The organism is Amycolatopsis sp. NPDC005003, from assembly GCF_053600695.1.
Genome location: NZ_JBSGAI010000007.1, coordinates 130,620 through 146,843 on the forward strand (window position 1 = coordinate 130,620; position 16,224 = coordinate 146,843).

Annotated in this window: 18 protein-coding genes; 6 read left to right on the forward strand and 12 right to left on the reverse strand. The window is 71.1% G+C overall.

Features of this window, described 5'->3' with window-relative positions:
• The 5 genes from ACWED2_RS10875 to ACWED2_RS10895 form a co-directional block, all read right to left on the reverse strand.
• The gene (locus ACWED2_RS10875) at positions 1–915 is read right to left on the reverse strand and encodes an FkbM family methyltransferase (protein ID WP_449690241.1); all 915 of its coding nucleotides are present in this window, start codon (positions 913–915) and stop codon (positions 1–3) included.
• Entirely contained in the window at positions 912–1,907 is a 996-nt protein-coding gene (gmd, locus tag ACWED2_RS10880; RefSeq protein WP_449690242.1) for a GDP-mannose 4,6-dehydratase, read from the reverse strand. Before gmd ends, ACWED2_RS10875 begins: the two co-directional genes overlap by 4 nt.
• A gap of 204 nt (positions 1,908–2,111) precedes the next feature.
• Positions 2,112–2,780 (reverse strand): response regulator, encoded by a 669-nt coding sequence (locus ACWED2_RS10885; RefSeq protein WP_449690243.1) that lies wholly within the window; start codon positions 2,778–2,780, stop codon positions 2,112–2,114.
• Positions 2,777–3,883, reverse strand: a complete 1,107-nt coding sequence (locus ACWED2_RS10890; RefSeq protein ID WP_449690244.1) for a sensor histidine kinase — start codon at positions 3,881–3,883, stop codon at positions 2,777–2,779. The genes ACWED2_RS10885 and ACWED2_RS10890 overlap by 4 nt, the downstream gene beginning before the upstream one ends.
• Before the next feature lie 74 nt (positions 3,884–3,957).
• On the reverse strand, positions 3,958–4,791 hold the full coding sequence (locus ACWED2_RS10895; protein ID WP_449690245.1) for a helix-turn-helix transcriptional regulator: 834 nt from the start codon (positions 4,789–4,791) through the stop codon (positions 3,958–3,960).
• Positions 4,792–4,893: 102 nt separating this feature from the next.
• Here ACWED2_RS10895 and ACWED2_RS10900 point away from each other — a divergent pair, with 102 nt between their 5' ends.
• The gene (locus tag ACWED2_RS10900; RefSeq protein ID WP_449690246.1) at positions 4,894–6,318 is read left to right on the forward strand and encodes an MFS transporter; all 1,425 of its coding nucleotides are present in this window, start codon (positions 4,894–4,896) and stop codon (positions 6,316–6,318) included.
• Here ACWED2_RS10900 and ACWED2_RS10905 read toward each other — a convergent pair.
• Positions 6,284–6,481, reverse strand: a complete 198-nt coding sequence (locus tag ACWED2_RS10905) for a DUF397 domain-containing protein (RefSeq protein WP_449690247.1) — start codon at positions 6,479–6,481, stop codon at positions 6,284–6,286. The genes ACWED2_RS10900 and ACWED2_RS10905 overlap by 35 nt on opposite strands.
• A 19-nt stretch (positions 6,482–6,500) precedes the next feature.
• Entirely contained in the window at positions 6,501–7,352 is an 852-nt protein-coding gene (locus ACWED2_RS10910; RefSeq protein WP_449690248.1) for a helix-turn-helix domain-containing protein, read from the reverse strand.
• Between the two features lie 85 nt (positions 7,353–7,437).
• Between ACWED2_RS10910 and ACWED2_RS10915 the strand changes: the two genes are divergently transcribed.
• Genes ACWED2_RS10915 through ACWED2_RS10925 form a run of 3 tightly spaced genes read left to right on the forward strand, consistent with a single transcriptional unit; the run spans position 7,438 to position 9,177 of the window.
• On the forward strand, positions 7,438–7,773 hold the full coding sequence (locus tag ACWED2_RS10915; RefSeq protein WP_449690249.1) for a hypothetical protein: 336 nt from the start codon (positions 7,438–7,440) through the stop codon (positions 7,771–7,773).
• Complete coding sequence (locus ACWED2_RS10920; protein ID WP_449690250.1) at positions 7,770–8,294, forward strand: RNA polymerase sigma factor; 525 nt, start codon at positions 7,770–7,772, stop codon at positions 8,292–8,294. Before ACWED2_RS10915 ends, ACWED2_RS10920 begins: the two co-directional genes overlap by 4 nt.
• On the forward strand, positions 8,287–9,177 hold the full coding sequence (locus tag ACWED2_RS10925; RefSeq protein ID WP_449690251.1) for a VOC family protein: 891 nt from the start codon (positions 8,287–8,289) through the stop codon (positions 9,175–9,177). Before ACWED2_RS10920 ends, ACWED2_RS10925 begins: the two co-directional genes overlap by 8 nt.
• A 39-nt stretch (positions 9,178–9,216) precedes the next feature.
• Here the strand turns inward: ACWED2_RS10925 and ACWED2_RS10930 are convergent, their stop codons facing one another.
• On the reverse strand, positions 9,217–10,074 hold the full coding sequence (locus tag ACWED2_RS10930) for a helix-turn-helix transcriptional regulator (protein WP_449690252.1): 858 nt from the start codon (positions 10,072–10,074) through the stop codon (positions 9,217–9,219).
• A gap of 86 nt (positions 10,075–10,160) precedes the next feature.
• Here ACWED2_RS10930 and ACWED2_RS10935 point away from each other — a divergent pair, with 86 nt between their 5' ends.
• Entirely contained in the window at positions 10,161–10,946 is a 786-nt protein-coding gene (locus tag ACWED2_RS10935; RefSeq protein WP_449690253.1) for an SDR family NAD(P)-dependent oxidoreductase, read from the forward strand.
• Between the two features lie 66 nt (positions 10,947–11,012).
• On the opposite strand, the gene ACWED2_RS10940 is transcribed toward ACWED2_RS10935, so the two are convergent.
• The 3 genes from ACWED2_RS10940 to ACWED2_RS10950 all read right to left on the reverse strand — a co-directional run bounded on the left by ACWED2_RS10940 (position 11,013) and on the right by ACWED2_RS10950 (position 14,628).
• Complete coding sequence (locus ACWED2_RS10940) at positions 11,013–12,779, reverse strand: gamma-glutamyltransferase family protein (protein ID WP_449690254.1); 1,767 nt, start codon at positions 12,777–12,779, stop codon at positions 11,013–11,015.
• Between the two features lie 27 nt (positions 12,780–12,806).
• Positions 12,807–13,199 carry a VOC family protein gene (locus tag ACWED2_RS10945; protein WP_449690255.1) on the reverse strand — a complete coding sequence of 131 codons (393 nt, stop codon included), beginning with the start codon at positions 13,197–13,199 and terminating at the stop codon, positions 12,807–12,809.
• Positions 13,200–13,323: 124 nt separating this feature from the next.
• Positions 13,324–14,628 carry a UDP-glucose dehydrogenase family protein gene (locus ACWED2_RS10950; protein WP_449690256.1) on the reverse strand — a complete coding sequence of 435 codons (1,305 nt, stop codon included), beginning with the start codon at positions 14,626–14,628 and terminating at the stop codon, positions 13,324–13,326.
• A gap of 146 nt (positions 14,629–14,774) precedes the next feature.
• Here ACWED2_RS10950 and ACWED2_RS10955 point away from each other — a divergent pair, with 146 nt between their 5' ends.
• Positions 14,775–15,533: an SDR family NAD(P)-dependent oxidoreductase gene (locus ACWED2_RS10955; RefSeq protein WP_449690257.1), complete on the forward strand. Its 759-nt coding sequence runs from the start codon at positions 14,775–14,777 to the stop codon at positions 15,531–15,533.
• Positions 15,534–15,575: 42 nt separating this feature from the next.
• On the opposite strand, the gene ACWED2_RS10960 is transcribed toward ACWED2_RS10955, so the two are convergent.
• Complete coding sequence (locus ACWED2_RS10960; RefSeq protein ID WP_449690258.1) at positions 15,576–16,223, reverse strand: class I SAM-dependent methyltransferase; 648 nt, start codon at positions 16,221–16,223, stop codon at positions 15,576–15,578.
• Between the last annotated feature and the right edge of the window lies 1 nt (position 16,224).

A 16,224-nucleotide genomic window follows, 5' to 3' on the forward strand; every position in this document is an offset into this window, starting at 1 on the left:
TCAGGAACGCCGCGCGCCGAGCTGGGCCTCCAGTTCGGCGACGCGGTGTTCCAGTGCCACCGAACGACGCCAGGTCTCCTCCGCCTGACGCCGGGCCTGCGCCAGCTCACGACGGTGTTCCTCGAGCTGCTCGCCCAGCTCGGCGCGCCCCTCTTCGGCCGTCTTGACGGCCGCCTCGAGCCGCCGGATGTAGGCAGCTTCGGCGGGACGGCTCTGCCGGGCCTCCTCCCGCAGCAGGACCATCGCGTACGGCTCGTAGTCGTCGAAGACGTTCGCGGGAGCCGACAGGGCGGTCAGTGCGTCCGCGTCGCCGGACTGGGCGTAGAAGCGGTTCAGCCCGTCGAAGAGCGCACAGCGGTACCCGGCGTCGAGCAGCATCGGCTCCCACCCGTGGTGGGCCGGCTTCGGCGAGCCCGGTTCGGTCGCCTCGACCAGCACGACCCGCGGCCGGTGCCGGCTCCAGTCGGCGCCCTCGATCACCGCGCGCTCGGCGCCCTCGACGTCGATCTTGAGGAAGTCGACCGGCCCGGGGTGCTCGTCGAGGAGCGCGGCCAGGGTCACCACCGGCACCTCGATGTCCCGGATCGCCCAGTCCTCGCGGTACCGCGCGGCGAGCGAGTCGTCGACCGTCGACCGGCCCCACTGGCCGTCGACCGCGTGCAGCACGGTCGTCCCCGGCCGCGCCCCGACGGCGACCCGGAGGTTGACGTCTTCGGGACGGGCGCGGTCGAGCTCGGCGGCGAGCGTCGGTTCCGGCTCGACGTTGATCCCGCGCCAGCCCAGGTCGTAGAAGTGCTTGGTGACCGAGTCCAGCACCGGGTACCCGGCGCCGAGGTCGACGTAGCGGCCGGAGGCCTGGCCGGCGAAGACCCGGGCCAGTACGACGTCTTCCGCGTTCTGCGCGTAGGAGATCACGGCAGCGAGATCCCGGCCTTTTTGGCTTCGAGCCGCAGGTCGTGGTCGACCATCATGGCGACGAGGTCCTCGAACCCGACCTCCGGCTTCCACCCCAGCTCGGTGTGGGCCTTGGTGGCGTCACCGACCAGGAGGTCGACCTCGGCGGGCCGGAAGAACCGCGGGTCCTGCTCGACGAACCGCTCCCAGTCGTCGATGCCGGCGTGCTTGAACGCGAGGTCGACGAAGTTGCGGACGCTGTGCGTGCGGCCCGTCGCGACGACGTAGTCGCCCGGCGTGTCCTGCTGCAGCATCTGCCACATGGCGCGGACGTAGTCACCGGCGAAGCCCCAGTCGCGGCGCGGGTCGAGGTTGCCCAGCATCAGCTTTTCCTGCAGCCCCAGCTTGATGCGCGCGACGGCGTTGGTCACCTTGCGGGTGACGAACTCCATGCCGCGGCGCGGGCTCTCGTGGTTGAACAGGATGCCCGAGCAGGCGAACAGCCCGTAGCTGTCGCGGTAGTTCACGGTGATGTCGTGCCCGAAGACCTTCGCGACGCCGTAGGGCGAGCGGGGGTAGAACGGCGTGGCCTCGGTCTGCGGCGACTCGCGGACCTTGCCGAACATCTCGGAGCTGGAGGCCTGGTAGAAGCGGATGGGGTTGTTCTGGCTGCCGCCGACCATCCGGACGGCTTCGAGGAGCCGCAGCACCCCGAGCCCGGTGACGTTCGCGGTGAGCTCGGCCTGCTTGAAGCTCAGGGCGACGAAGGAGATGGCGCCGAGGTTGTAGACCTCGTCCGGCTGCACCTGCTCCAGGACCCCGACCAGGCTGGACAGATCCTGCAGGTCGCCCTCGACGATCTCGACGAACGGGTACTCCGTGCGGATCATGTCGATCCGGGGGTTGTTCTGCCCCTTGACCAGGCCGAAGACCTCGTACTGCTGCTCGTGGAGGAGCTCGGCGAGGTATTGGCCATCTTGACCGGTGATACCGGTGATCAACGCACGACGCACTCGCTGAGGATAGCCGGGTGACCACGCGGTCGAGCAGGTTAGCCCGAAGGTGTGACTTCCGCCGTGTCGGTGAACGCCCTCCCCCTCCTGGACGCCCACTGAGCAGAGCATCGGCCGGGAGAGGAGGCGCCGTGATCTGGATCTGCCTGGTCGGCGTCCTCGCCGTGGTGTTCCTGGTGCGCGCGGTCCGCGTGGTGCGCCGGGTCAGGCGGGGCGACGCGGTGTGACGAGCCCGGATTCGTAGGCCAGCACCACCAGCTGGGCGCGGTCGCGGGCGCCGATCTTCGTCATGATGCGGCTGACGTGGGTGCGCGCCGTCGCCGTCGAGATCACCAGGTGGGCGGCGATTTCGTCGTTCGACAGCCCGCCCGCGACCAGCCCGAGGACCTCGCGTTCGCGGTCGGTGATCTCGCGGACGGCGCTGGTGTCGATGCGCCGGTTTTCCGGGCGCCCGACGAACTCCTGGATCAGCCGCCGGGTGACCGTCGGCGCCAGCAGCGCCTCCCCGCGGGCGACCACTCGCAGCGCGCGCAGCAGCTCCACCGGCTCGGTGTCCTTCAGCAGGAACCCGCTGGCACCCGCGCGCAGGGCTTCGTAGACGTACTCGTCGACGTCGAAGGTGGTCAGGACCAGCACCTTCGTCGCGGCGAGCTCGGGGTTCGCGGTGATCCGCCGGGTCGCTTCCAGGCCGTCGACGCCGGGCATCCGGACGTCCATCACGACGATGTCCGGCCGGTGCTCGATCGCGCCGGCGACCGCCTGCTCGCCGTCGCCGGCCTCGCCGACGACCTCGAAGCCGTCTTCGGTCTCCAGCAGCACGCGGAACCCGGCGCGGACCAGGACCTGGTCGTCGGCCAGCAGGACGCGGATCATGCTTCCCCCTCGATCGGTAGCTCGACGCACACTTCGAAACCGCCGTCGACCGGCCCGGCGGTGCACCGGCCGCCGAGCGCCGCGGCGCGTTCGGACATGCCGCGCAGGCCGTGGCCCGGCGCCGGCCGGGCGGTGCCGCGGCCGTCGTCGCGGACCCGCAGCGTGAAGGTCCCCGGTTTTCGCTGAAACCGGACGTCGACGCGTTCCGGCCGGTCGGCGTGCCGGACGACGTTCGTCAGCGACTCCTGCAGGATCCGGTAGGCGGCGGCGTCGACAGGCGCCGGGAGGTCGCCGGGTTCGCCGTGGACCTCGACCACGAGCCCGGCGTCGCGAGCGTGGCCCAGCAGCTCGCCGGCCTGGGCGAGGCTCGGCGCGGGCGCCTTGTCCTCCCCCGAGCGCAGCACGGCGAGGGTCGCGCGCAGGTCGTTCAGCGCGGAGGCGCTGGCCGCCTTGATGTTGAGCAGTGCTTCCTTCGCCTGCTCGGGGCGCCGGTCGGCGACGTGCGCGGCGACCCCCGCCTGCACGTTGATCATCGCCAGGCTGTGCGCGACGACGTCGTGGACCTCCCGGGCGATGCGCAGCCGTTCCTGCTCCGCGAGCCGGTGCCGGTGTTCGTCGGCCTGCGCTCGGCGGGCCGCCAGCGCGTCGAGCTGGTACCGGACGGCGGTGCCGATACCGATCACCGCGATCAGCCAGACGACGAGGAACCCGGCGCCGACCGCCAGCGTGAACGACCCCGACGTCAGGAAGTGGGCCAGGAAGAGGACGGCGAGCGCGGAGGCACCGGTGATCCCGGCGGTGAGCGGGCCGCGCTGGCGGGTGAGCAGGAACAACGCGACGGTCGGGACGATGATGATCGGGCCACCGGGCAGCCCGGAGGCGTAGTAGCCGAACGCGGACGCCGTGGTCACCACGAAGACCGTGAGCGGAAAGCGGTGCACGACCAGCAGCGTCAGCCCGGTGGCGGCCAGCCACACGGCCGCGAGAGGCGTCATCGGCGGGGCGCCGGGCTGCCAGCGCGACGAACCGCTGGTCGCCCCGAGCACGAACACGGTGACGACGACGGTGCGCACCACGCGTACCACCCACGGCGGCCATCTCATGCCGCGAAAACTACCGGTCACGCCCCGGTCCGCGCGTCCGTCCCGGAGCGCACGGCCGGCGTACGTCGTCAGTCTCAGTCGAACACGAGCGGCAGCTTCGCCGCCGTTTCTTCGTCGGCCGGGGTGTAGGTCGACATGGTGATCTCGGACCGGCGGCCGTAGTAGAGGTAGGTGAAGTTGAACTGCAGCAGCCCGACGTCCGGGTGCAGGTACCGCTTGGTGCGGATCGGCTCCGAGTTGACGTCGTGGTGCGGCCACAGCTCGGCGAACAGCGGCGACTCGGCCTTGAGGCGCTTCACCAGCTGCTTCCACGCCGGCTCGGCGACGTGGTCGGCCATCGCCGCGCGGAAGGACGCGATCACGCGCGGGATGTTCGCCTCCCAGTCGAGCATCCGCTTGCGCCACTCGGGGTTGAGCAGGCACTGGACCAGGGTGTTCCGGTCGCCGAACGGGATGGCGTCGACGTCACCCATCAGCCAGGTGTAGCCACGGTTGTAGGCGAGCAGGTCGCACCGCGCGTTGCGGATGGCGACCGGGTACGGCTCCAGCTTCCGGAGCATGAGCTCCATCATCGGCGTGATGACCTGGCTGTCCTTTTCGCACTCCGGCTCGGGCGCCCCGGCCAGGCGGAAGAGGTGGACGTGCTCGTGCGGATCGAGCCGCAGGGTGCGGGCGATCGCCTGCAGGACCTGCTCGGACGCGTTGATGTCACGCCCCTGCTCGAGCCACGTGTACCAGGTGACCCCGACGCCGGCGAGCTGCGCGACCTCTTCGCGGCGCAGCCCCGGCGTCCGGCGGCGGCCCACGATCGGCAGGCCGACCTGCTCGGGCGTGATCCGCTCGCGACGGCTGCGCAGGAACCTCGCCAGCTCTTGGCGGCGAAGGCCGGATTCGACGGCGGTGGTCATGGTGCCAGGATGACACGCTCCGGAACCTGGTACCAGGTAGTGGGTAGTACCTGGATAAACAACAACTGGTACCAGTTTCCCAGCGGGTCGATCGTAGTACCCATGACCACGACCGAATTTGCGCCGAGCACCACCGGCGCCCCCGCCCGGCTGGGACTGACCCCCGCCGGCCTGGTCACGGTGCTGCTGGGGGCAGCACTGCCGATCATCGACTTCTTCATCGTCAACGTCGCGCTGCCGACGATCGATGCCGACCTCCACGCGTCCACCGCCACCCTTGAACTGGTGGTGGCGGCCTACGGCATCGCGTACGCGGTGCTGCTGGTGGTCGGCGGCCGCCTCGGCGACTCGTTCGGCAGGCGGCGGCTGTTCATCGCGGGCCTCTGGCTGTTCACGCTGACGTCCCTGGCCTGCGGAATCGCCCCGACGGCCGGCACGCTGGTGGTGGCCCGCGCCGCGCAGGGGGCGGCGTCGGCCCTGCTGCTGCCGCAGGTGCTCTCGATCATCCAGGCGACGACTTCCGGCGAGCAGCGGTCGCGCGCGCTCGGTCTGTTCGGCGCGACGGGCGGCATCTCGACGGTGGTCGGCCAGCTGCTCGGCGGCGGGCTGGTGGCGGCCGACCTGTGGGGCACCGGCTGGCGGCCGATCTTCCTGGTGAACGTCCCGATCGGCCTGGTGGTGCTGGTGCTGGCCCGCAAGCTGCCGGAAAGCCGCGCGCACAACCCGCTGGGCGTCGACCGGCTCGGCACCGGACTGCTGGCCGTGACGCTGCTGTCGTTGCTGGTCCCGCTGATGGAGGGCCGGGCACTGGGCTGGCCGGTGTGGACCGTTGTCCTGCTGGCGCTGTTCCCGTTCGCGGCGGCGGCGTTCGTGCACGTCGAGCGGCGGTTGGAGCGTCTCGGGGGCACGCCCCTGCTGCCGCCGTCGGTGATGCGGCTGCCGAGCGTGCGTCGCGGGCTGATGGTGGCCGTGCCGTTCTTCGGCGCGTTCGGCTCGTTCATGTTCGTGGTCGCGATGACGCTGCAGGAGGGCCTGCACTTCGGCCCGCTGGGCGCGGGCGGCGCGCTGACCCCGCTGGCGGTCGCGTACTTCACGGTGTCGATGCTGAGCAGCCGCTTGGTGGCCCGCTACGGCCAGAAGGTCGTCCCGGTGGGCGGCGCGATCACGGCGCTGGGCATGGTGGCGCTGCTGTGCACGACCCTGTCGGCGTGGCCGCACGTGACGATCCTCGACCTGGCCCCGTCGATGGTGGCGATCGGCGTCGGGAACGCGCTGGCGATGACGACGCTGTTCCGGATCGTGCTGTCCCACGTGCCGACGAACCTCGCGGGTGTCGGGTCGGGCGTGATGACGACGAACCAGCAGACGTCGCTGGCCCTGGGCGTGGCGACGCTGGGGAGTTTGTACGCGGCCCTTTCGGGTTCGCTGGGCTCGCGGGACGCGTTCGCGCTGGTGATCGGCGCGGTGGCGGTGCTGGCGGCAATCGTCGCGATCACCGGGCGGCGGCTGCCGGACCCCCGGTCGTGACGGCGGAGAGGAAGGCGGACCACGCGGCCGGCGGCACCTCGAGTGCCCCGGCCGCGGGGGCTTTCGAGTCCCGGGTGGCGATGGTGGCGCTGGTGAAAGCAACCTCGACGCAATCATCGTTGCTGCCGGACCCGCCGCTGTAGCTGCTCTTGCGCCAGTCCACGGTCGCCTCTCAGTCGGTCTTACATCTCGGCGAGGACCCCGGCAATGAGCGTGCGCGAGTCTTCCTGGTCCAGTGCCAAGTCGGCGAGATGGTCGAACATCAGGCTAGCAGCGCGCACCTCCGCATCCTTCTCGACTTGGAGCGACCCGAATCCGTACTGCACGTAGGCCAAGTCCGGTTCGGACTTGTCGGGGAAGCTCGCGAGGATGAAGTTGCTGTAGAGGCCGTCATGTGAGCCTGCCGCCTGCGGAAGCACCTGCAAGTCGACGTTCGGCAGCTCACCGGCCTCGATCAGGCGGCGGAGCTGCGCCCCATCACACGGATCCCGCCGGATCACCGACTCGTCGATCACCGCGTGCAGTTTCAGCTGCGGAGGATCGATCAGCCGACGCTGGCGGCGCAGCCGAACCTGGATCTCAGCCTCCAGCTTGCTTCCCTCGAACGGGTCCCGAGCACCAGCGAAGGTCGCGCGCATGTACGGCTCGGTCTGGAGCAACCCGGGGACGAAACCCAGCTGGTAGTTGCGAATGTGCGATGCTTCGGCCTCCACGCTCACGAATCCGCGGTCGCTCAGGCCGAACGCGTGCCACCAGCCTTTCTCTTTGGCGTAGTCGAACATCCGCACGTACTCGTCGTAGTCCGAGGCGATGATCCCGTAGCGGTCGAGCAGGGCGAGGAAGTCGTTGTAGCCCGGGATGTACCCCTGTTCGATGCGGCTCATCTTCGAGGTGGAGAACCGCAGCGGGCGGCCGGCGTCCTCTTGGCTGAGCCCGGCCGCCTCCCGTAGCTTGCGCAGGGTGCGGCCGAGCTGGCGTCGCCGGTAGTTCGGCTTGGCCGGCCGGTCCATGGAACACCCCTCGCTGTCGGTCAACCACGAATCGTAAGACGGGCAGCCCGATGTGGGATTCCCGCGCGCGGGCCGTGTCGCGGCGATTCGCGGCGAGAACCTGCTGGTCATGGACAGGTACGGCTATCCGCACGAGCTGGAGTACCGGCGTGAAGCCGGCGGCGTGCGGGTGCACGAATACACCGAGCTCGTCGACGACATGGGGTTCGTCCTGGAGCACCGCAGCGATCGGTACCAAGGCTGGACCGCCCGGTACGGGACCGCGTGCGCGCACGACTACCTGTCCCGGAAGCAGGCTCGGCCCGGCACGTTCGTCGTCAGCGTGTACCGGCTCTTCCCGGAGCGGCGGGACCACGTTGTCACCGTCCGGGTGAACTGGCCGCCGGAAAAACCCGGAAGTTCACCCGTCGGAAAACCTGGCCGCCGGACGACTATGAAGGTGTGACGGAACCTCGGGTACGACCGGACCCGGCCTTCGCGCTGCTCGGGCTGTACGAGACGGCCCTGCCGGAGGTCTACGGGTACCTGCTGTCCCGGTGCGGCGACCGCACACTCGCCGAGGAACTGACGTCCGAGACGTTCCTCGGGGCGGTCGCCGCCTGTCGCAAGGAGTACGCACCTCCAGTGAGCACCGGGTGGCTGATCGGCGTCGCCCGGCACAAGCTCGCCGACCACTGGCGGCGCAGAGAACGCGAGGAACGCGGACTGCGGCTCGTGCACGACAGCGAGCCCGACGTCGATGACCCGTGGGACGAGCAGCTCGACGCCCTGCGCGCGAGACAGGTGCTCGAATCACTGGGGCCGCACCACCGGGCGGCGCTGACCCTGCGGTACGTCGACGGCCTCGGCGTCCCCGAGGTCGCCGGCCACCTGGGGCGCAGCGTGCACGCCACCGAGGCGTTGCTCGTCCGGGCCCGTGCCGCGTTCCGGCGCGCTTACGAGGAGAAGGAGGGTCGCGATGCCTGAGCCTTTCGACGCGCTTCGCCGTCCCTCCGAGCGGGTCGCGCCCGACCCGGACTTCGCCGCCGAACTGCGCGACGACCTGCGTCGCGCCATCCTGAACGGAGCCGATATGACGACCACTTCCGAGGCGCCGGCTGCCGCCGCGTCACTGCGTTCGCTGACGCCCTACCTCGCGGTTTCCGACGCCCGCGCGGCGCTCGACTTCTACGTCGAGGTCTTCGGCGCGGTCCGCCGCGGCGAGCCGATCCTGATGGACGACGGCCGGGTCGGGCACGCGGAGCTGGCCATCGGCGACGCGGTGCTGATGCTCGCCGAGGAATACCCGGAGATCGGCCACGTGGCCCCGCGCGAGGGCGGCGCGTCGGTGCGGGTCGAGGTGCCGGACGTCGACGCCTCGGTCGCCCGGGCCCTGGAGCGCGGCGCAACGCTGATCCGGGCGGTGAGCGATTCGCCGTACGGCCGGGGCGGCTCGTTCCGCGACCCGTTCGGCCAGCGCTGGCTGGTCTCGCAGGCGGCGACCCCGGCCGCGGGCCCGAAGCCCGCCCGGCACGGCGAGGCCATGTACTTCACGTTCCAGGTGCCCGAAGCCGAGCCGGCGAAGTCGTTCTACGGCGCGGTGCTGGGCTGGCAGTTCACGCCCGGCTCGGTGTCCGACGCGTGGGGCTTCGCGGGCCCGGGCCTGGAGGGCGGCCTGTGGGCCGGCGACCGGCAGGTGGGCTGGAAGCTGATGTACGCGGTGGATGACCTGGAGTCGGCGTTGGCCCGGGTGCGGGAACAGGGCGGCCAGGCGGGCGAAGTGGAGAACCACCCGTACGGGACGACCGCGGACTGCACCGACAACCAGGGCATCGAGTTCTGGCTTTGGGAGAAGCCGAGCCGGGAGTGACAACTCGCCGGCCGGTCTGGGGCTTGGTGTCCGGCTTGGTCAGTGCGGTTTGCTCGCGTTGCTGCGGTGGGGGCCCAGAACGTTCAGGAGGGCCAGCGTCTCGGCGTCACGGGATCCCGGTGGCGCGGTGTAGAGCACGAGGTGCTGGTCGCGGTCGGTGAGCGCGAGGGTGTCGCAGTCCAGGGTGATTTCCCCGACGGCCGGGTGCCGGAAGGTTTTCCGGAGCGTCGGTGCGGCCTGCACGTCGTGCCGTTGCCAGAGCCGGGCGAAGTCGGCGCTGGCGTCGCGGAGTTCGTCGATGAGGCCGGTCACCGTGGGATCCGTCGGGTACCGGGCGAGCGTGGCGTGCAGCTGCATGACGACGCCGTGCCGGAAGTCGGCTTCGTCGGAGATCCCGTACGGGGCCGTGTCAGGTCGCGCCGGTCGCAGGAACGCCTTGCGGGCGAGGTTGCGGTCCCTGGGGGTGAGGCCGGTGAAGTCTTCCATCAGGGCCGCCGCGAGATCGTTCCAGGCGAGCACTTCGAACGCCGCGGACAGCACGATCGCCGCCGTCTGCGGGAGCCGTTCGAGCAGCGCGAGGATGCTCGGGCGGACATCGCGGCGGTGCCGGCCGGTCCGGTTCGGCGCGGTGCCGGCGAGGAGGTGCAGGTGCTCGGACTCGGTGTCGGTGAGCCGCAGCGCGCCCGCGATCCCGGCGAGGACCTCGCCCGACGGCCGCGGTGCCCGGCCCTGCTCGAGCCGGACGTAGTACTCGGTGGAGATGTGCGCGAGCACCGCGATCTCCTCCCGGCGAAGCCCGGGGGTTCTGCGCCGCGGCCCGGCGGGGAGGCCGACGTCCTGCGGCAGCAGCCGCTCGCGCCGGCTGCGGAGAAAGGCCCCGAGCTCCTGCTTGTCCATCCCCCGAAGTGTGCCCGCTTCGCGCGGCGGATCGTAGTACTGACTGTGCCTGCATCCGGGCCTCGGCCCGGGATGACAGTGTTGGCATGACAGACAACAGCAACTCCAGCCCTGTCGGCCTGCTCACCGGCAAGGTCGTGTTCATCACCGGCGCCAGCCGCGGCATCGGCGCGGCTGCGGCGCGGCTGTTCGCCCGGGAGGGCGCCGCCGTCGTGCTCGCCGCCCGCAGCACCGACGCCCTCGGCCGCATCGTCACCGAGATCCGCGACGGCGGTGGCGTCGCCGACGCCGTCACCCTGGACCTCGCCGACCCGGCGAGCATCCGCGCCGCTGTCAACCGCGTCGAAGAGCTGCATGGCCGGCTCGACGGCGCGTTCAACAACGGTGCGGTGCCCCAGCGGGGGTTCGGCCCGGTCGACACCACGACCGACGAGGACATCGACGAGCAGTACGCGGTGAACTTCCGCGGGCACTGGACCGCCATGACCGCGGAGGCCGCGCTCATGCGACGCCACGGTGGCGGCGCGATCGTCAACACCTCGAGCATCGGCGCCCGCCGCGCGAATCCCGCCCTGCCGGCCTACGGCGCCATGAAACGCGCGTTGAACAGCCTCACCGAGACCGCCGCCGTGAACTGGGCCCCGACGGGCATCCGGGTCAACGGCATCACCCCCGGCGGCACCGCCACCGAGATGATCGACACGTGGGAGGCGGCGACTCCCGGCGTCGTCAAGCAGATGACGGCGACGATCCCGCTCGGCCGGATGGCCGAGCCGCACGAGATCGCCGAGGTGGCCGCGTGGCTGCTCAGCGACCGCGCCTCGATGGTGACCGGCGCGATCGTGCCGGTCGACGGCGGCGCGGGGGCCTGAAAGGAGACGGCTTGCGTTGCTGCGCGGGGATCTCGCCGGGTTCGCCGAGCACGCCTTGCTCGTGCTCTAACGGCCCGCCGCGTAGCCCTGCATCCCTCGCGCGTTGGCCGCCGCTCGCAGCACACCGCCGGAGCGGGAAACCGCCGACAGGCGGCCCAGCGCCCAGTCGCCCGCGTCCACGAGCTGGTGGCCGCGGGCGCGGAGGGCGTCCAATGTGGACTTGCCCAGCCGCGACTCCACCACCAGCTCGCGCGGGTTCCACGAGCGCGGGTAGAACGAGCTCGGGAACGCCGTCGTGTGCCAGGCCGGCGAATCGATCGACTCCTGGAGGTTCAAGCCGCCGTAGGTGTGGGCCAGCCAGAAGCACAGCTGCCACTGGTCCTGCTGGTCGCCGCCCGGGGTGCCGAAGGCCAGCGCCGGGACTCCGTCGCGCAGGGCCAGTGACGGCGAGAGCGTGATGCGCGGGCGCTTGCGGGGCGCCAGGGAGTTGGGCAGGCCCTGCTCCAGCCAGAACATCTGGCCGCGGGAATCCAGGCAGAAGCCCAGCGAAGGGATCGTCGGGCTGGACTGCAGCCAGCCGCCCGACGGCGTCAACGACACCAGGTTGCCCGCCGCGTCGACGACGTCGAGGTGGACCGTGTCGCCGCGGGTCTGGCCCTGAGGGCCGACCGTCGGCTCGCCCGTGGCGCCGCCGCCCGCCTCGATGCCCCGCAACGAGTCCAGGATCGCCGGGAGCCGCGCCGGGCCGCGGGCGTCGCCCGGACGCAGCTCGGGGGACGCGGAATCCCCGATCAGCGCGCGGCGGGCATCGGTGTACGACGGCGAAAGGAGCACGTCCAAGGGCACGTCGGTGTCGCCGTACCAGGCCTCGCGGTCCGCGAAGGCCAGCTTCGCGGCTTCGGTGGCCAGGTGCACCGTGCGCTCCGACGGCACGCCGTCCACATAGGACAACTCGTCGCGGAAGCCGTGCAGCAGCAGGGCCTGCTGCAGCAGCGCCGGTCCCTGCGTCCAGCCGCCCAGCTTGACCAGGCGCCAGTCGCCGACGTCGACGAAGGCCGGTTCCTCGTACGACGCCGACCACGACGCCAGGTCTTCGCCGGTCAGCAGGCCGGCGTGGTCTCGGCCGGAGTCGTCACGGAACGCCGTCCGGCTGAACGACTCGATCTCTTCGGCGACGAAGCCCTGTGACCAGGCACGACGGGCCGCGTCGAGCTGCGCTTCCCGCCCCGTGACGGACTCCGCCTCCCGCAGCAGGCGCTCCCAGGTGTCCGCCAACGCCGGGTTCCGGTGCAGGCCGGACGCGGGCTTGCCGTCCGGCATCCAGAGCGCCGCCGACGTCGGCCAGTGCTCGGTGAACAGCTGCGAGACGGCACGGATCGTGTCGCCGACTCGCGACACCAGCGGGACGCCGTTGCGCGCGTAGCCGATCGCGTACGACAGCACCTCGCGAAGCGACTTCGTGCCGTAGTCGCGAAGCAGCAACAGCCAGGCATCCCACGCGCCCGGCACGGTCGCCGGGAGCAGCCCGCTGCCCGGGATCAGGTCCAGCCCCAGCGAGGCGAAGTGCTCCGGCGTGGCCCCCGCGGGCGACGGGCCCTGTCCGGCCAGCGCCCGCGGGGTCGGGTCGTCCGCCGTCACGAAGAGGCCGGGCACCTGGCCCGCCGGGCCGCAGAGATGTGGCTCGGCGACCTGGAGGACGAAGCCGGCGGCGACCGCCGCGTCGAACGCGTTGCCGCCGTCCTCCAGCACCGCCATCCCGGTGGCCGAAGCCAGCCAGTGCGTCGATGCCACCATCCCGAAGGTGCCGGTCAGCTCCGGCCTCGTCGTGAACATGCCCCGATAGTACGCAACGCTAACGAACTACCAAGTGCTCGGACGGCGCCGCTCCGGTTCATACGGCTGCGTGATGATTTCCATCCCGTTGCCGCCGGGATCGAGGAAATAGACGCCACGGCCGCCGTGGTTGTGGTTGATTTCGCCGATCTGCTTTCCCATCGGATCGGCGTGGTAGGTCACGCCGGTTTCGACGAGCCGCGCGAAGACGGCGTCGAAGTCGTCCTCCGGGATCAGGAAGCAGTAGTGCTGCAGGCGCAGGTCCTCTTCGGGGATGGTCGCGAAGTCCAGCCGGACGCCGTTGCGCGTCTCGATGGGGATGAACGGACCCCATTCCGCCCCGACTTCGAGGCCGAGCAGGTTCGCCAGGAATTCGGCGGATTCCCGGTTGTTCCGGGACGGGACGATCAGGTGGTTCAATTCAACGGAAACGGAAACTGACACGGTGAAATGCCTCCACGGGCACTCCCGCCACCTCCATGCCTCACCCAGCCGGTGACCGACACGCGATGCCGTAACGATCACCTTAGCGGGCCGGGGGCACTCAGGAAACCTTGATTCGCGCCGCCGCCCGCGGCCGTCCGACACCCTGCCAGGACAGCCCCGCGTCGACGATCACCCGCGGGTCGAGCAGGTTGCGCGTGTCGACGACGTCGATCCCCTCCATGAGCTCGGCCATCGCCGCCCAGTCGAGGTGCTTGAACTCGGCCCACTCGGTCAGCACGACGACGGCGTCCGCGTCCTTCGCGACCTGGTAGGCGTCGTCGACCACGGTCATCCCGGCGATCTCACCGTCGACCGCCGGGTCGTAGGCGATCAGCTCGGCGCCCAGCGCGCACAGCACCGACGAGACGGCGAGCGCGGGCGAGTCGCGCAGGTCGTTGGTGCCCGCCTTGAACGCCAGGCCCAGCACGCCGATCCGGGCGCCGGCCAGCGTCCCGCCGGCCGCGCCGGCGATCTTCGCGACGATCCGGTCGCGCTGGGCGAGGTTCTCGTCGATGGCGGAGGTCAGCATCGTGAAGTCATAGTTCACCGACTCGGCCACCTTGACCAGCGCGCTGGTGTCCTTCGGCAGGCAGGAACCACCCCAGCCGGGGCCGGGCTTGAGGAACGTCCGCCCGATCCGCCGGTCGTACCCCATCCCCTCGGTGACGAGGTCGATGTCCGCGCCGAGCCGTTCGCACAGCTCGGCGATCGAGTTGACGTAGGACAGCTTCAGCGCGAGGTAGCAGTTCGCGGCGTACTTGACCAGTTCGGCGCTGGCGGCGTCGGCGACGACGACCGGCGCGTCCAGCTCGGCGTACAGGTCGCCGACCCAGCGGGCGGCGGCGAGGTCGTCCGAGCCGACGACGATCCGGTCGGGGCCCAGGAAGTCCGCGACCGCGGTGCCTTCGCGGAGGAATTCGGGGTTCGACACCACCGGCACGTCGGCCCGGCCGACCAGCTCCCGGATCCGCTTCGACGTGCCGACCGGCACGGTCGACTTGGTGACCAGCGCGCAGCCGGCGGGCAGCACGTCGCCGATCTCGGCCGTGACCGCCTCGACCGCGCGCAGGTCGGCGGAGCCACCGGCGCCCATCGGCGTCGGCACGCAGAGGAACACCGCCTGCGCGTGGCGGACCGCGTCCCGCGCGCCGACGACGAACTGGAGGCGCCCGGCCGCGACCCCGCGGTGCACCAGGTCGGCGAGCCCGGGTTCGAGGATGTCGACGCGGCCGGCGGCCAGCCGGGCGACCTTCGCGCGGTCGACGTCCACGCAGGTGACGAAATGCCCGAGACCGGCCAGGCAGGCCCCCGTGGTCAAGCCGACGTATCCGGTTCCTACCACCACGATGCGAGCTGGCGTCATGGTGCAGAAGGTGACAGCCGGAGTTGACCACCGCGCTAACGGAACCAGTCGAGCCCGAGAGCGGTGAGCGAAGACACGAACGCCGCCGATGCGAACGAGCGTTAACCTGGGTCGGCGAATCGGACCAGGCGAAGGGAACGGCACTGATGCAGATCACCGACACCGCGGCGCTCGTCACGGGCGGCGCGTCCGGCCTCGGCGGGGCGACGGCGAAGGCCCTCGCGGCCAAGGGCGCACGGGTGTTCGCGCTGGACCTGGCGTCGTCCATCGAGAAGGCCGAGCAGATCGACGGCATCACCTACGTCGAAGCCGACGTCACCGACGTCGAGCAGGTGGAGGCCGCCGTCGGGACCGCGGCCGGCTCCGGCGTGCCGCTGCGGACGGTGGTGAACTGCGCCGGCATCGGGCCGTCCGCGCGGATCCTGTCCAAGAAGGGCCGCCACGACCTCGCGCTCTACGCGAAGGTGATCCAGATCAACCTCGTCGGCACCTTCAACGTGCTGACCATCGCGTCCGAGGCGATCGCCAAGACCGAGCCCCTCGAAGACGACGCCCGCGGCGTCATCATCAACACCGCGTCCATCGCCGCGTTCGACGGCCAGATCGGGCAGGTCGCCTACTCGTCGTCCAAGGGCGGCGTCGTCGGGATGACCCTCCCCGCGGCCCGCGACCTGGCCTCGCACGGCATCCGCGTGCTGACCATCGCGCCGGGCATCGTCGACACCCCGATGCTCGCCACGGTCGGCGACGAGTTCCGCGCGTCGCTCGCGGCCGGCGTCCCGTTCCCGAAGCGCCTCGCGCGGCCGGACGAGTACGCGCAGCTCGCGCTGTCGCTCATCGACCACGACTACCTGAACGGCGAGGTCGTCCGGATGGACGGCTCGCTGCGGATGGCCCCGCGCTGACCACCCCGCCGGGGCACGCTCTCGTGCCCCGGCGGTCGTGGTTCAGCGGGTGAGGCGGACTTCCAGGCCGATGCCGTCGGTGGTGACCGAGCAGCCGCCGAACGCGCTTTCCGCGGCCAGCTCCTCGAACTGCGCACGGGTGAACGCCCGGCGCCGGAGCCAGGCCAGCGTCTGCCGGACGGTGAACCCGGCGACCGCGCCGACGTGCATCCGGTCGACCTCGCGGGCGATGTCCGCGCCGGTGGCCTCGTGGTTGAGGTCGTGGATCACCGCGAACCCGCCCGGGCGCAGCACGCGGTGCATCTCGTTCAGCGCCGTCACCGGCTGCCGGAAGTTCTTGAACGCGGCCTGGCAGACCACGAAGTCGAACGACTCGGACTCGAACGGCGCGTGGGTGATGTCGCCCTGCCGGAAGTCGACGTCCGGGCCGTTGTCCCGGGCGATTTCGACCATCGTGTGGCTGATGTCGAGCCCGGTGACGCGGTAGCCGCGCTTCGCCAGCTCCACGGCGAAGAAGCCGGGCCCGGGCGCCACCTCCAGGATCTCGGCGCCCTCCGGCAGCCCGGCGGTCACTTCGGCCGCCTGCCGCCGGTACTGGGCGAGCTGCGCTTCCGTGCCGCGGTTCTTCGCGTACCAGCGGGCCTGGAAGCCCTCCATCTCGGGCACCTTGTGCTTGCGGGTCGTCTCCATC

Excerpts from the sequence above, each read along its gene's own strand:
- ACWED2_RS10935 (WP_449690253.1), top strand. The coding sequence starts at position 10,161 with ATGACAGACAACAGCAACTCCAGCCCTGTCGGCCTGCTCACCGGCAAG.
- ACWED2_RS10940 (WP_449690254.1), bottom strand. The coding sequence starts at position 12,779 with ATGTTCACGACGAGGCCGGAGCTGACCGGCACCTTCGGGATGGTGGCA.
- ACWED2_RS10890 (WP_449690244.1), bottom strand. The coding sequence starts at position 3,883 with ATGAGATGGCCGCCGTGGGTGGTACGCGTGGTGCGCACCGTCGTCGTC.
- ACWED2_RS10885 (WP_449690243.1), bottom strand. The coding sequence starts at position 2,780 with ATGATCCGCGTCCTGCTGGCCGACGACCAGGTCCTGGTCCGCGCCGGG.
- ACWED2_RS10925 (WP_449690251.1), top strand. The coding sequence starts at position 8,287 with ATGCCTGAGCCTTTCGACGCGCTTCGCCGTCCCTCCGAGCGGGTCGCG.
- ACWED2_RS10930 (WP_449690252.1), bottom strand. The coding sequence starts at position 10,074 with ATGGACAAGCAGGAGCTCGGGGCCTTTCTCCGCAGCCGGCGCGAGCGG.
- ACWED2_RS10895 (WP_449690245.1), bottom strand. The coding sequence starts at position 4,791 with ATGACCACCGCCGTCGAATCCGGCCTTCGCCGCCAAGAGCTGGCGAGG.
- ACWED2_RS10955 (WP_449690257.1), top strand. The coding sequence starts at position 14,775 with ATGCAGATCACCGACACCGCGGCGCTCGTCACGGGCGGCGCGTCCGGC.
- ACWED2_RS10900 (WP_449690246.1), top strand. The coding sequence starts at position 4,894 with ATGACCACGACCGAATTTGCGCCGAGCACCACCGGCGCCCCCGCCCGG.
- ACWED2_RS10915 (WP_449690249.1), top strand. The coding sequence starts at position 7,438 with ATGGACAGGTACGGCTATCCGCACGAGCTGGAGTACCGGCGTGAAGCC.
- ACWED2_RS10950 (WP_449690256.1), bottom strand. The coding sequence starts at position 14,628 with ATGACGCCAGCTCGCATCGTGGTGGTAGGAACCGGATACGTCGGCTTG.
- ACWED2_RS10960 (WP_449690258.1), bottom strand. The coding sequence starts at position 16,223 with ATGGAGACGACCCGCAAGCACAAGGTGCCCGAGATGGAGGGCTTCCAG.